General features: G+C 32.9%; 8 protein-coding genes. 6 read left to right on the plus strand and 2 right to left on the minus strand.

Annotated elements, in window-relative coordinates; genetic code table 11:
* Positions 1 to 12 precede the first annotated feature (12 nt).
* The 4 genes from CLV86_RS12410 to CLV86_RS12425 are packed head-to-tail and all read left to right on the plus strand — an operon-like array spanning position 13 to position 8568.
* Positions 13 to 1932, plus strand: a complete 1920-nt coding sequence (locus tag CLV86_RS12410; RefSeq protein ID WP_121052759.1) for a glycoside hydrolase family 13 protein — start codon at positions 13 to 15, stop codon at positions 1930 to 1932.
* A 48-nt stretch (positions 1933 to 1980) separates the two neighbouring features.
* Entirely contained in the window at positions 1981 to 5457 is a 3477-nt protein-coding gene (locus tag CLV86_RS14370; protein ID WP_170148544.1) for a TIM-barrel domain-containing protein, read from the plus strand.
* A 7-nt stretch (positions 5458 to 5464) separates the two neighbouring features.
* Positions 5465 to 7138, plus strand: coding sequence for an alpha-amylase family glycosyl hydrolase (locus tag CLV86_RS12420; protein WP_121052923.1), 1674 nt, complete (start codon positions 5465 to 5467; stop codon positions 7136 to 7138).
* An 8-nt stretch (positions 7139 to 7146) separates the two neighbouring features.
* Positions 7147 to 8568 (plus strand): alpha-amylase family glycosyl hydrolase, encoded by a 1422-nt coding sequence (locus CLV86_RS12425; protein WP_121052763.1) that lies wholly within the window; start codon positions 7147 to 7149, stop codon positions 8566 to 8568.
* A gap of 80 nt (positions 8569 to 8648) precedes the next feature.
* Here the strand turns inward: CLV86_RS12425 and CLV86_RS12430 are convergent, their stop codons facing one another.
* Together CLV86_RS12430 and CLV86_RS12435 are read right to left on the minus strand one after the other, a co-directional pair.
* Positions 8649 to 10130 carry a sulfatase family protein gene (locus tag CLV86_RS12430; RefSeq protein ID WP_121052765.1) on the minus strand — a complete coding sequence of 494 codons (1482 nt, stop codon included), beginning with the start codon at positions 10128 to 10130 and terminating at the stop codon, positions 8649 to 8651.
* A 21-nt stretch (positions 10131 to 10151) separates the two neighbouring features.
* The gene (locus tag CLV86_RS12435; RefSeq protein ID WP_121052767.1) at positions 10152 to 10907 is read right to left on the minus strand and encodes a DeoR/GlpR family DNA-binding transcription regulator; all 756 of its coding nucleotides are present in this window, start codon (positions 10905 to 10907) and stop codon (positions 10152 to 10154) included.
* A 143-nt stretch (positions 10908 to 11050) separates the two neighbouring features.
* Here CLV86_RS12435 and CLV86_RS12440 point away from each other — a divergent pair, with 143 nt between their 5' ends.
* Both CLV86_RS12440 and glpK read left to right on the plus strand, forming a co-directional pair.
* The gene (locus tag CLV86_RS12440; RefSeq protein ID WP_121052769.1) at positions 11051 to 12616 is read left to right on the plus strand and encodes a glycerol-3-phosphate dehydrogenase/oxidase; all 1566 of its coding nucleotides are present in this window, start codon (positions 11051 to 11053) and stop codon (positions 12614 to 12616) included.
* Between the two features lie 116 nt (positions 12617 to 12732).
* A complete protein-coding gene (glpK, locus tag CLV86_RS12445; RefSeq protein ID WP_121052772.1) occupies positions 12733 to 14235 on the plus strand; it encodes a glycerol kinase GlpK in 1503 nt (500 codons plus the stop codon).

Genomic DNA, 14235 nt, shown 5'->3' on the forward strand with positions numbered 1-14235 from the left:
ACACTAATTAAAATGAAAAAATTAATACATCTAGCATTAATAATTTTAATTAGTGTTAGTTTTTCTTGTCAGAAGGAAACTGAAAAAACAAAAACTTCTGAAGTTGTACCCAAAGTTAAAAACGACATTGAACGTATTGAACCGCCGCATTGGTGGACAGGTTTTAAAAATACTCAAGTGCAATTATTGGTGAAACATGCTAATATTTCGGAAGCAACACCTAGTATAAATTATGCAGGAGTTTCTATTGAAAAAGTGCATAAAGCAGATAGTCCTAATTATTTGTTTTTAGATCTTAATATTTTAGAAAGTACAAAAGCAGGACTATTCAATATTCATTTTAAATTTAATGAAGAAAAAGAACTCGTTCAAACTTATGAAATTAAAAATCGTTTAAAAGATACTTCTAGTTATCAGGGTTTTGATAGTACAGATGCTATTTACTTAATCACTCCAGATCGTTTTGCAAATGGAGATACTTCTAATGATATAAAGGAAGGTTTAAAGGAGAAAACAATCAATAGAAAAGACGATTATGCACGTCATGGTGGTGATCTGCGAGGCATTATTCAGCATTTAGATTATATAGAGGAGATGGGTTTTACTCAAATTTGGTCTTGTCCTTTATTAACTAATGACATGGAAAGGTCTTCGTATCATGGTTACGCAATGACCGATTTTTACCAAGTAGATCCACGTTATGGAAGCTTAGAAGAATACCAAGAATTAGCTACAAAAGCGAAAGAAAAAGGTATCGGTTTAATCATGGACCAAGTGGCTAATCATTGCGGAAGTGCACATTGGTGGATGCAAGATTTACCGTTTAAAGATTGGGTGAACCAACAAGAGAGTTTTGAGAATAATAAACCATTAAATAACTCCAATCACAGACGTACAAGTAACCAAGATTTGTATGCTTCTAAACGCGATAAAAAAGAAATGGCAGAAGGTTGGTTTGTACCAACAATGCCAGATTTAAATCAACGTAATCCGTTTATGGCAAACTATATTATTCAAAATAGTATTTGGTGGATTGAAACACTAAATCTAAGCGGAATTCGTCAAGATACCTATCCTTATCCAGACAAAACATTTATGTCTAATTGGGCAGGAGCCATTATGAGCGAGTACCCAAATTTTTCAATAGTTGGAGAAGAATGGAGTTATAATCCGTTACTTATTGCGTATTGGCAAGGTGGACATAAAAATAAGGATGGTTACCAATCTAATCTAAAATCCACTATGGATTTTGCCATGCAAAGAAACATAGTTGAAGCTTTAAATGAAGCAGAAAAATGGGACACAGGATTGGTAAAAATGTATGAAGGTTTAGCTAACGATTTTGCCTATGCATCACCAAAAGACATCATGATTTTTCCAGACAATCATGATATGAGTCGCATTTTTACACAATTAAAAGGAGATGTGCCTAATACCAAAATAGCCTTAAGTTATCTATTAACCTTACCTAGAATTCCGCAACTATATTACGGAACAGAAATCTTAATGAACGATTTTGAAAAACCAGGTGATCATGGTTTAATTCGTACCGATTTTCCTGGAGGTTGGCAAGATGATACTGTTAATGCATTTTCTGGTGAAGGTTTAACAGATGCGCAAAAAGACATGCAGCTATTCCTTAAAAAAGTATTGAATTACAGAAAGTCTAGTGATGCCATCCGCCATGGAAAAACCATCCATTTTGCACCATTTATGGGAACGTATTTCTTATTTAGAGTTATTGAAGGCGAAACCGTTGTTTTAATCATTAATAAAAATGAAAAACCAATCACAATTGACTTAAATAGATATTCAGAAATAGGTTTAGATGGAAAACCATTAAACAATATAATAACTGGTGAAGTTGTTGGTTGGAATAACGAATTAACGTTGAAAGAAAGAGGTGTTTTATTACTAACTACAAAAATATAATTGTTTGTCATTCCGCACTAGATGCGGAATCCACAATCTAAAACAAAAATGAAAAAACTAATATACATACTATCGCTTTTACTTGTTCAATTCACCTTTGCTCAGGTAACCATAATAGTTGAAGCACTTCCAGAAGACACACCAAAAGACGCATCCCTATTTATTTCTGGAGATTTTGAAGGTTGGTCTGGCGGACACAAAGACTACCAATTACAATTTGTAAATGGTAAGCATCAAATAACACTTCCTAAAACAGAACAACGTATTTTATTTAAATTCACTTTGGGTAATTGGGAGACTTCAGAAAGTACCAATACAGGAGAAGCAATAGATAACCGTATTTATAAATTTGACAAACCAAACGACACATTAAAGGTTAACATAGCAGGTTGGAGTCATTTGTTTGAAAATGAAGAACCTTCAACCGCTTCAAAAAACGTATCCATTATTTCTGAAAAATTTCATATACCACAACTTAACAGAGAACGTCGTGTTTGGATGTATTTACCACCAGATTATCATACTTCAAAGCAAGATTATCCTGTGGTTTATATGCATGATGGTCAAAATATTTTTGATGCTAGTACTTCGGGTTATGGCGAATGGAATGTAGACGAAACTTTAGACAAGCTATTTAAAGATAACTTAAAACTTATTGTTGTTGGTGTCGATAATGGCGAATCTAAACGTTTAGATGAATATTCTCCATGGACCAATGCTAAATATGGAGGTGGCGAAGGTGACGCATACGTCAATTTTATTGTCAATACACTAAAACCGTACATTGATTCTAACTACAATACCAAAAAAGACAGAGCTAATACAGCCATTTTTGGTAGTTCTATGGGAGGTTTAATTTCGCATTATGCTGCTTTAAAACATCCAACAGTTTTTGGTAAAGTTGGTGTGTACTCGCCAGCCTTTTGGTTTGCTCCAGAAGTAAAACCTTTTACTGTATCTCATGCTAATCTTCAAAATACTAAAATGTACTTTTTAGCAGGTGGAAAAGAAGGTGAGCATGCTGGTTATGATGAAATTAGCCAAACCGTTACAGATATGAATAGTATTATTTCTATTCTAAAAAATAACGGTTTTCCTGAAAAAAATATACAATCTAAAGTCGTTCCTGAAGGAAAGCATAACGAAGCACTTTGGAGTAATAATTTTGCCGAAGCGATCACTTGGTTGTTTGAAGATGCTATTCAAAAAAGAGAATATAAATCTGTTGCATTCAAAAACAATCAATTACATATTCAGGTTTCAGATGGAAGCTATAAAATGCATTTTTACCATCCTGAAATTATAGAAACTACATTTTTACCAACAGGTGAAACATTTAATAAAAAGTCACACGCTGTTGTTTTAGATCAAGTGCTTTCTGATGTGAAATTTAATGAAACAAAAAATGAAATTACTTTTCAATCTGAAAAATTAACAGTAAAAATCACAAAATCACCTTTTCATATTTCCTATTGGAGAGATGGTAAACAAGTCACTTCTGTAAAAAATGGCTATCAAAAAACAGACGATTTTGAAACCATTCACTTTAATTTAAAATCTGATGAAGTGTTATATGGTGGAGGCGCAAGAGCGTTAGGTATGAATCGACGTGGTATTCGTTTAGAATTGTACAACAAAGCGCATTATGGTTACGAAGATAGAAGTGAGTTAATGAATTACACCATGCCAATGGTAGTGTCTTCCAACAAGTATTTAATTCATTTTGATAATGCACCAATTGGGTTTTTAGATTTAGATAGCAAAGCAGATAATACCCTAACGTACGAAACGATTTCTGGAAGGAAAACCTATCAAGTAGTAGTTGGTGACTCTTGGTTAGATCTTACTAAAAACTACACCAAACTAACAGGCACACAACCTATGCCACCACGTTGGGCTTTGGGTAATTTTTCTAGCCGATTTGGGTACCATTCGCAAGAAGAAGTAGAAACAACAGCTCAAAAGTTTAGAGACGAAGAGATTCCGTTAGATGCCATAATTATTGATATTTTTTGGTTCGGAAAAACCATTCAAGGTACTATGGGAAATCTAGCATTTGATCGCGATTCTTTTCCTAATCCGATGCAAATGCTAAAAGGATTAAAAGACAATAACGTAAAAACAGTATTGGTAACAGAGCCGTTTGTGTTAACCACATCTAATCGTTGGGACGAAGCGGTAAAAGCAGATGTTTTGGCTAAAGATTCTATAGGAAATCCGTTTACTTTCGATTTCTATTTTGGTAATACTGGTTTGATTGATATCTATAATCCGAAAGGAAAAAAATGGTTTCAAAACATTTACAAAGACTTGGCCAATTTAGGTGTTTCTGGTGTTTGGGGAGATTTAGGAGAACCAGAAGTACATCCTAAAGGATTACAACACGCAACAGGAACAGCAGACGAAGTACATAATATTTATGGGCATCATTGGGCAGAATCTGTGCAAGAGATGTACACACAAAACTTTCCAAACACAAGACCGTTTATTTTAATGCGTGCAGGAAGTTCTGGTTCACAACGTTTTGGTATGATTCCTTGGTCTGGTGATGTCAATAGAACTTGGGGAGGATTACAATCTCAACCAGAAATTGCGCTGCAAATGGGACTGCAAGGGCTGGCGTATATGCATAGCGATTTAGGTGGATTTGCTGGTAATAATTTAGATGATGAGTTGTATGCACGATGGTTGCAATATGGCGTTTTTCAACCTATTTACAGACCACATGCACAAGAAGAAGTACCTGCAGAACCTGTTTTTAGAAGCGATAAAGCGAAAGCCTTAGCTAAAGCGTCTATCGAATTACGTTATAAATTACTACCTTATAACTACAATTTAGTTTTCGAAAATAACCAAACAGGTGCACCTTTAATGCGAGCCTTATTTTTTGAAGAAGAAGATAATGCGAAGTTGCAAACTATGGCTTCAACATACCTTTGGGGAAATGACTTTTTAGTGACACCAATTGTAAATCCAGAACAAAAAGAAGTAGAAGTTTACTTTCCTAAAAACAGTAATTGGTTTGATTTTTATACCAATAAAAAAGTGGAAGGTGGACAAACACTTACTGTTAAAACAGAAGAAAATAGCATTCCAACGTATGTTCGTGGTGGAGCATTTATTCCTTCAGCAAAACCAATGCAAAGTACTGCAGAATATAATGGAAACACCTTCGACTTACATTATTATTTTGATGCTTCTGTAACTAATAGTAAAAGAGCTTTATACAATGATGATGGAGTAACTAATAATGCTTTTGAAAAAGGAAACTATGAAATTCTTCAATTTAAATCAGAAACAACAAATACATCTTTAGAATTCGATTTTCAAGCAGAAATAGGTGCAAATTACTCTGCATCAACAAAGACAATAGATGTGATAATTCACAATTTTCCAAAAGCACCAAAACGCATAAAATTCAACAGAAAAAAAATAGAATTTAACTATAATGAAGTTTCAAAAACACTGACTTTTAAGGTGAATTGGAATACTTCAAAAGAGGTTGAAGCACAAATTAAATATTAAATTTAAAATGAAGAAAAGCATACTTTTAATTGCAATAGCTATTCTTGCTTTCAGTTGTAAAACTGATAAAAAAGCAAATCAAGATATCGCAGAAAACAAGAAAAAAGAAGAAATTAAAATGCCTTTTGTTTGGGAAGCTGCAAATGTCTATTTTTTATTAACCGATCGTTTTAATAATGGTGACAAAACCAACGATGTTAATTATAACCGAACCAAAGAAACTGCTGTGTTACGTGGTTTTGAAGGTGGCGATTTACAAGGAATTACCCAAAAAATAGAATCTGGTTATTTCACCAATTTAGGAATCAATGCTATTTGGATGTCACCAATTGTTGAGCAAATTCACGGTGCAACCGATGAAGGTACAGGAAACACTTATGGTTTTCATGGCTATTGGACTAAAGATTGGACCAACATCGACGCTAATTTAGGAACTAAAGCAGATCTACAAAATCTAGTTGATGCTGCACATAAAAAAGGTATTCGTGTATTGTTAGATGCAGTAATTAATCACACAGGTCCTGTTACAGAGCAAGATCCTGTTTGGCCAAGTGATTGGGTAAGAACAGAACCACAATGTAGTTATGATAATTACGAAAACACGGTTTCTTGTACTTTGGTGAAAAACCTTCCAGACATTAAAACCGAAAGTAATGAAGCTGTAGAATTACCACCACAATTAGTAGAAAAATGGAAAGCCGAAGGTCGTTATGACCAAGAAGTTGCAGAGCTAGATGCGTTTTTTAAAGCCACAGGTCATCCTCGTGCTCCTCGTTTTTATATCATGAAATGGTTGAGCGACTACATTACAGATTTTGGTATTGATGGTTACAGAGTAGATACTGTTAAACACACAGAAGTTTTTGTTTGGCAAGAGTTTAAAGACGTTTGTGATAACGCTTTCGCGGAATTTAAGCAGCAAAACCCAAACAAAGTTTTAGATGATAATACTTTTTACTTGGTTGGGGAAGTGTATAATTACGGAATTTCAGCAGGAAAAGCTTTCGATTTTGGCGATAAAAAAGTCAACTATTTTGATGATGCTTTTAATAGCTTAATCAATTTTGAATTTAAATGGAATGCAGCACAGCAAACCTACGAAGAGCAATTCAAAAAATACGATAGTCTATTACATACCAACCTAAAAGATTATGGAGTACTAAACTATTTGACCTCTCATGACGATGGACAACCTTTTGATAAAAACAGAGAAAAAACCTACGAAACAGCAACACGATTATTACTCTCTCCAGGAGCTTCACAAGTATATTATGGAGACGAATCTGCAAGAGATTTGACTATAGAAGGCACTGTTGGAGATGCTACTTTAAGAAGTTTTATGAATTGGAATGAAATAGCACAGCAACAAGACTTGTTAATCCATTGGCAAAAATTAGGTCAGTTTAGACGTAATCATCCTTCGGTTGGAGCAGGAAAACATACCATGCTAAGCAATACACCTTACCTTTTTAGCAGGAGTTATGCTAAAGACGATTTTAAAGATGAAGTAGTTATTGGTATCGATATTCCTAAAGGAAAACATACTATCGATGTGTCTTCAGTATTTAACGAAGCCTCGCAAATTAAAGACTTCTATTCTGGAGAAATTCTAGAAGTTACAAACGGAAACATTACAATTGAAACAGAATCTAACATCCTATTATTAGAAAATATTAAATAAACACTCACATGAAAAAACTAATTTTATCCCTTGCAATACTTAGTGTTTTTGCTTGTAAAGAAGAGAAAAAACAAGAAGAAACTAAAGTTGTTACTAAGGAGGAAGTAGCAATACAACCTATTTCGGCTTCCGATTTAGAAACAGCTGTTATCTATGAAGCAAACATCAGACAATATTCACCAGAAGGCACTTTTGAAGCATTCACAAAAGACATTCCGCAATTAAAACAATTAGGCGTAAAAGTTATTTGGTTAATGCCCGTGTTTCCTATTTCAGAAACAAAACGTAAAGCTACAGGAGGAGAAGATAGTAAGTTTGCATCTGAGTTTCCAGAAGCAGAACAAGACAAGTACTTAGGAAGTTATTATGCGGTTTCCGATTTTACTAAAATCAATCCAGAATTTGGAACTATTGAAAATTTTAGAGACTTAGTAAAAACAGCACATGAAAACGGAATTTATGTAATTTTAGATTGGGTTCCTAATCATACAGGTTGGGATCATACTTGGTTAAAAACCAATCCAGAATATTACACGCAAAATGATAAAGGCGAAGTTGTACATCCTGTAGATACCGATTGGACAGATGTTGCCGATTTAAACTACGACAATCAAGAGATGCGTAAAGCAATGATTGCAGACATGAGTTATTGGTTAACAGAAGAAGGTGTTGACGGATTTAGATGTGATGTTGCAGGATCTGTACCAACTAACTTTTGGGAACAAGCAATACCTGAATTACGATCTAAAAAAGACATTTTTATGCTAGCTGAAGCTTGGGAACCAGAATTATTAAAAGACGGTTTATTTGATATGGCTTATGCTTGGGATAGACATCATGCTATGAATCATATTGCAAAAGGTGAAAAAGATGCAACGGAATTTACAACAGCTTTACAAACCGATTTTGAGCGTTACGAAGCAGATGATATTTTAATGAATTTTGTAACCAATCATGATGAAAACTCATGGAATGGTACCATTAAAGAACGCATGGGAGAAGCTAGTGAAATGATGACTGCTTTAGCCTATGTAACTCCAGGAATGCCATTAATTTATTCTGGTCAAGAGTATGATTTAGACCATAGATTATTGTTTTTTGAAAAAGATAGTTTCCCACATACTAAAGGAAAAACATGGAAAGTATTAGAAAAATTAGCGACTTTAAAACAGAATAATGCTGCTTTACATGGCGGAAAAGCTTCAGCTAAATACAATGCAATAGATAATGGAAAAGATGTGATTTCTTTTTCAAGATCAAAAGGAAATGATGAAGTTGTGTTTATTGCAAATGTTTCAGAAGAAAACGTAAAAGCTAATATACCTCAAAAAGGAAATTATTTAGATTTTATGACTAATGAAACGATGGAATTAAAAGGAGATGCGATTCCTTTAGCTAAAAATGAATATAAGATTTTAGTTAAAAAGTAATTGTTATTATTTTGATAAAAAGCCCTTATTTTAATAGAAAATAAGGGCTTTTTTTATATTAAAATTGTTCAAAACAAAATTTATTTTTTAATGTTTTTTTCACACCAATTTTTATAATCAGTTTCCAATTCTTTAACTTTTTCAGGATACTCACTTGCTAAATCTATTCTTTCTCCTGGATCGTTTTCAATATTAAATAATTTTAAAGTTAAATCATTTCTAATGGGAGCAATGTATTGTGCAGATGGCTCGCTTTTCCAGTGGTTTTCTTTAGCATTGGTTATTTTCCAGTCTCCTTTTCGTGCGGCCCAAGTTTTCTGCCATTTCCATACTAAAAGCCTATCTTTTTTTGTGTTTTCAAGTAAGTTTAAACCATCAATTTCATTATCTGTAATAGTTACTCCTCCAGCTTTAGCTAAGGTTGGAAGTATATCGGTAGCCGATACATATTGAGTTTCTATTTTTCCAGCATCTACTTTATTTGGCCAACTAATTGCCATTGGAACTCTAATACCACCTTCCCATAATGAATATTTACCACCTGTTAAAGGTGAGTTGTTAGAGCCAGTTAATGGAGAGCCTCCATTGTCTGATATAAATACAATTAATGTGTTTTTGTCTAATTTTTCATCTTTTAAGGTATTTAAAACACGTCCAATATTATCGTCTAAACAGTTTAAGTTTGCTAAATAATATTTTCTAAGGTCTTCATGCTGTATGGCACCAACTCTAGAGTATTTATCGTAATAAGCAGAATAGGTTCCGGCTTTATGTTTGCCATAAGCCAATAGGCTATCTGGGTCATAATTTGGAATTTCTTTTACGTTATATTTATCTAAATACTTTTTAGGAACCTCATGTATTAAATGGTGTACAGCATTGTAGGATAGTGTTAAAAAGAAAGGTTTATTATGTTTGCGCTTTAAAAATGCAATTGATTCGTCTGTAAAAATATCTGTTAAGTAACCTTCATCATAACTTTTTTCGCTCATATTATGCATTAATGGTCCTAATAAAGCACTAGTTCCATAAGGGTCGGGAGTTCTGTCTTTTATATTTTGTGAGTTTAACCAATAATCATGAGCGTGAGCTGAAAAACCTAAAAACTCATCATATCCGTGATTTAATGGGTATTCTCTAACATTGTTTTTATGAAAATTTCTACCCAAATCATTCTTTCCTATTCTTGCTGTTGTATAGCCAGCTTCTTTAAGGTACTCGGCAATGGTTTTTACGCTGTCTGGTAATCCTGGTCCCCAACTAGCAGGTTTGTCCCAACGAAATTGATTTTTACCAGTAATTATTCCAGCTCTAGAAGGACTACAAACAGGTGCAGTTACATAGGCTTGAGTATATACGGTTCCTGTTTGGCCTAGTCGTGTAATATTTGGAGTAGAAACAGTTGTGTCATGAGTTTTAAACGGTGAAAAATCTGCATAACCTTGATCGTCAACAACAATTAAAAGGATATTAGGTTTTTCTATGGTTTGGGTAATTTCTTTTTTCTTAGAATTGCAAGCTAGTATTGTAATTAAAAGAATTAATAGCAAATTTTTATTCATTTTAAAATTTTGTTTATGGTGTTAGTTTACTATGGTTACTTTAATATCTTTTTCTTCAAGTTTTTTTCTAATAGAGCTCGAAATACCTTTGTCTGTAATAATTTCATTAACTTGAGATAAGTTGCAAATTCTTGCAAAGCTTTTCTTTCCAAATTTTGATGAATCAGCTAGAATAATTACTTTTTGAGCAGCACTTAACATTTTTTTATTAAGTTCTGCTTCTTCTAAATTTGTTGTTGATAAACCGTAATCTAAATCAATACCATCTACACCTAGAAATAACTTACTGCACGATACGTTTTTTAAAATATATTCTGCGTAATTACCAATAACAGATGCCGAACTGTGTCTTATATAGCCACCTAATTGTAAAATTTCAATATTTTTATCGTTAATTAAGTTTAATACAACATTTAAGGATGATGTAATTACAGTGAGTTTATTTTTGGGTTTAATAAATTTTGAAAGTGCTTGAACTGTGGTTCCGGAAGCAATCATTATAGTATCATTTTCTACAATTTTTGAAGCTGCTAGTTGCGCAATTCCATTTTTTTCTTCTACCGAAATTTTTTCTTTATCAAGAACGGTACGTTCATTAATGTAAGGATTTTCTACAGATGCTCCTCCATGAGTTCTATATAATAATCCTTTTTGTTCTAGAAATTTTAAGTCTTTTCTAATAGTTACAGCAGAGACATCAAGGATTTTACATAGTTCTAAAACCTCTAAGTGCTTCTCTTTTGCAAGTCTTTCTAAAATGTCTTTATGTCTTTTCATATAAAACAAATATAATAAAACGAAATAAAACGAAAATTTTATTACTATTAATTATTCCATTTTAGTTAAAAAAAGTTTCGTTTTGTTTCGTTTTAAATTTAATTTAATATATTTGAAGCTAAATGTAACAAAATAAAAAAAGCGTGTTTAAAAGAGAAACCTTAATAAATCAGTTAAAAGCTACTAAAAATTGGGATGTTATTGTCATTGGAGGTGGAGCTACAGGATTAGGTGTTGCCTTAGATTGTACAACAAGAGGATATAAAACATTGCTTTTGGAGCAAGTGGATTTTGCAAAAGGAACTTCTAGTAGAAGTACTAAATTAGTACATGGAGGTGTTAGGTATTTGGCTCAAGGCAATATAGGCTTGGTTAGAGAGGCTTTGTACGAAAGAGGTTTAATGTTAAAAAATGCTTCACATTTAGTTAATGATCAATCGTTTATTATACCAAATTATAGTTATTGGGATAATTTATTTTATACTATTGGTTTAAAAGTTTACGATTTTCTTTCCGGAAAATTAAGCTTTGGAAAATCTTTAAGAATAAAAAAATCTGAAACTATTTCTAGATTATCAACTTTAAAAATAGATAATTTAAAGGGAGGAGTAGTTTATCATGATGGGCAATTTGACGATTCTAGATTGGCAGTAAACATTGCGCAAACTTGTATTGAGAATGGTGCCACAGTAATTAACCATTGTAAAGTTAAAAACCTTTTAAAAAATGAGAAAGGTATAGTTAATGGTGTTGTAGCATTTGATGTAGAAACAAATGAAGAATATGCTTTAAATGCTAAAACTGTAATTAACGCAACTGGAGTATTTACAGATGAGGTTTTAAAAATGGATGATGCTGCATTAAAGAATACAATTCGTCCAAGTCAAGGTATTCATCTGGTTTTCGATAAATCGTTTCTACCTGGAAATGATGCGATTATGATTCCTAAAACAGATGACGGTCGTGTACTGTTTTTAGTTCCATGGCATGATAAAGTGGTAGTTGGTACAACAGATACTTTATTAGATAGCCATAGTTTAGAGCCAAAACCATTAGATAAAGAGATTGATTTTATTTTAAATACTTCAAATAGATATTTAAACAAGAATGTCACTAAAGATGATGTATTAAGCATATTTGCGGGTTTAAGACCTTTAGCTGCGCCTAAGGATAAGTCTGAAAAAACAAAGGAGATTTCAAGAAGCCATAAAATTATAGTTTCGGAGTCCGAGTTGGTTACCATTACTGGAGGTAAATGGACTACTTACAGGCGCATGGCTCAAGACACAGTTAATAAAATAATAGAATTAAATAAATTACCAGATGCTAAATGTAAAACAAAACAATTATTAATTCATGGAGCAAATGGTGCTGTAGATCGATCAAATCACATGTATATTTATGGAACAGATAAAGTAAAAGTAGAGCAGCTAATAAAGGAGGATGCTACTTTATCTGAAAGGTTGCATCCAGATTTGCAATTTACTAAAGCAGAAGTTGTTTTTGCAGTAAGACACGAAATGGCTAGAACTATTGAAGATGTTTTAGCAAGAAGAGTGCGAATTCTGTTTTTAAATGCTAAAGCAGCAATAGAAATAGCTCCAATTGTTGGAGAATTAATTAGAAAAGAATTAGACCAAACAACAGATTGGAGAAGTCAGCAAATTTCAAATTTTATAAAAGTTGCAGACCAATATGTCTTAAAATAATATAAACTAACTAATATTAAGTGTAGTTAACCTCTAAATAATTTTATTCTACCTGGTATACACTACTCTTAAGTTAATATCTTCTGATGAAGTTTAACTAATATAAACTAACAATTATGGGAAAATATATTCTGTCATTAGACCAAGGTACAACAAGCTCAAGAGCCATTGTATTTGATAAAAAAGGAAATGTAGTGTCTTTGGCACAAAAAGAATTTACTCAATATTTTCCCAAACCAGGTTGGGTAGAACATGATCCTACAGAGATTTGGTCTACTCAAGCTGGTGTTGCTACAGAAGCAATAGCAAACAAAAATTTAAATGCAGAAAACATTGCAGCTATTGGTATTACAAACCAAAGAGAAACTGTTGTTGTCTGGGATAAAAACACAGGTAAACCTGTTTATAACGCTATTGTTTGGCAAGATAAAAGAACTTCTAATTATTGCGATGAATTAAAAAAAGCAGGTAAAAATGATTTAATTCGACAAAAAACAGGATTGGTTATAGATTCTTATTTTTCAGGAACAAAAGTAAAATGGATTTTAGATAACGTTGAAGGAGCGAGGTCAAAAGCAGAGGCTGGCGATTTAATTTTAGGAACCATAGACACATGGTTAATTTGGAATTTTACAAAAGGAGCGCAGCACATTACAGATGTTACAAACGCTTCAAGAACCATGATGTTTAATATAAACACAATGGAATGGGATGACGAGTTGTTAAAGCTTTTAACCATTCCAAAAACCATGCTTCCAAAAGTAAAACAATCGAGTGAAGTTTATGGGCAAACAACATCAAGTTTTTTTGATACTAAAATACCAATTTCAGGTATTGCAGGAGATCAACAAGCAGCATTGTTTGGACAAATGTGTACTAAGCCAGGAATGGTAAAAAACACTTATGGAACAGGTTGTTTTATGTTAATGAATATTGGCGAAAAACCTATTGTGTCTGAAAATAATCTTTTAACTACAGTTGCTTGGAAAGTAGGAGGAAAAACTACTTATGCGCTTGAAGGAAGTATATTTATAGCAGGAGCTGTAGTGCAATGGTTAAGAGATGGTTTAAAAATTATTAGAAACTCTTCAGAAATAGAAAAACTAGCGGGCTCCGTAGAAAGTTCCGATGGAGTTTATTTTGTGCCAGCCTTTGCTGGTCTTGGAGCACCGCATTGGAATCAACATGCAAAAGGGACTATATTTGGTTTAACAAGAGGAACAACAGATGCGCACATAGCTAGAGCTGCCTTAGATTCTATTGCTTTTCAAACTATGGATATTTTAAAAGCTATGGAGGCCGATGCAGATATTTCTATAAAAGAACTACGAGTGGATGGTGGAGCTACAATAAATAATATGTTAATGCAATTTCAGTCAGATGTTTTAAATACAATAACTGTAAGGCCAAAAATTGTAGAAACAACAGCAATGGGAGCAGCGTTTTTAGCAGGTTTGGCTGTTGGTTATTGGGAAAATGCTGAAGAAATTCAAGATATATGGCAAACAGATAAAACTTTTAATCCAATAGAGGATAGAACAGAAACTGAAGAAAATATTAAAGGATGGTATAAAGCTATTGAGGCATTAGAATATTGGACAAAAAATAACTTAAAATAA

Source organism: Lacinutrix venerupis (genome assembly GCF_003663945.1).
Taxonomy (GTDB): domain Bacteria; phylum Bacteroidota; class Bacteroidia; order Flavobacteriales; family Flavobacteriaceae; genus Lacinutrix; species Lacinutrix venerupis.

Excerpts from the sequence above, each read along its gene's own strand:
- CLV86_RS12420 (WP_121052923.1), top strand. The coding sequence starts at position 5,465 with ATGAAGAAAAGCATACTTTTAATTGCAATAGCTATTCTTGCTTTCAGT.
- CLV86_RS12430 (WP_121052765.1), bottom strand. The coding sequence starts at position 10,130 with ATGAATAAAAATTTGCTATTAATTCTTTTAATTACAATACTAGCTTGC.
- CLV86_RS12425 (WP_121052763.1), top strand. The coding sequence starts at position 7,147 with ATGAAAAAACTAATTTTATCCCTTGCAATACTTAGTGTTTTTGCTTGT.
- glpK (WP_121052772.1), top strand. The coding sequence starts at position 12,733 with ATGGGAAAATATATTCTGTCATTAGACCAAGGTACAACAAGCTCAAGA.
- CLV86_RS12435 (WP_121052767.1), bottom strand. The coding sequence starts at position 10,907 with ATGAAAAGACATAAAGACATTTTAGAAAGACTTGCAAAAGAGAAGCAC.
- CLV86_RS14370 (WP_170148544.1), top strand. The coding sequence starts at position 1,981 with ATGAAAAAACTAATATACATACTATCGCTTTTACTTGTTCAATTCACC.
- CLV86_RS12410 (WP_121052759.1), top strand. The coding sequence starts at position 13 with ATGAAAAAATTAATACATCTAGCATTAATAATTTTAATTAGTGTTAGT.